A 541-nucleotide genomic window follows, 5' to 3' on the forward strand; every position below is an offset into this window, starting at 1 on the left:
CTTCATAGGAAAGCCGCTTGAAATCCAGATAGCCGCCGCGTCCGTCCGGGAGCCTGTGAACGACGCCGAGAACGATATCGCATCCGTCCAGCACGTCCTGCGACACATCCAGCCTGCCGTCGTCATCCATCGCTTTCGTCTCGCAGCCGACATAGACGCTCATATGATCAAAACCACGCGCAGCGGAGCGGATCTCGTCTCTGAACTCAGGAAACCATGACGTGTCTTCGCGTACGTGCTCCGTGAAAGCCAGCTCTGCGAGACCGCGTTCACTGGCCGCTTGCAGGATTTCAAGTGCGGTCGCCTGCCCGTCGGTCCAACTCGTGTGGACCTGGAACTCCACATTCAATTGCTCCCGGCTGAGATTCCGAAAGCGGCTGAATGCAGGCTTGCGGGTCTGCATCTTCCCTGGTCCGTGCATGGACATTGCCCTTCGATAAGCATCGTTCTCATTGAATTTCAGCCGGAGCGTACCCAGCGGTCGTGCCAGAGATTGAACATCAACACCGCCCATAGCTGCGGTCCCCAGTCGCGATCGCCG

Annotated in this window: 1 protein-coding gene; it reads right to left on the bottom strand. The window is 58.6% G+C overall.

What is annotated here, in order from left to right; genetic code table 11:
- The coding region (locus A4A58_RS22415; RefSeq protein WP_244499835.1) for a PHP domain-containing protein at nt 1-421 on the bottom strand (421 nt) is incomplete at its 3' end.
- Nucleotides 422-541 lie beyond the last annotated feature (120 nt).

The sequence above is a fragment of the Tardiphaga robiniae genome (assembly GCF_001618955.1).
In the GTDB taxonomy this organism is placed as follows: domain Bacteria; phylum Pseudomonadota; class Alphaproteobacteria; order Rhizobiales; family Xanthobacteraceae; genus Tardiphaga; species Tardiphaga robiniae_A.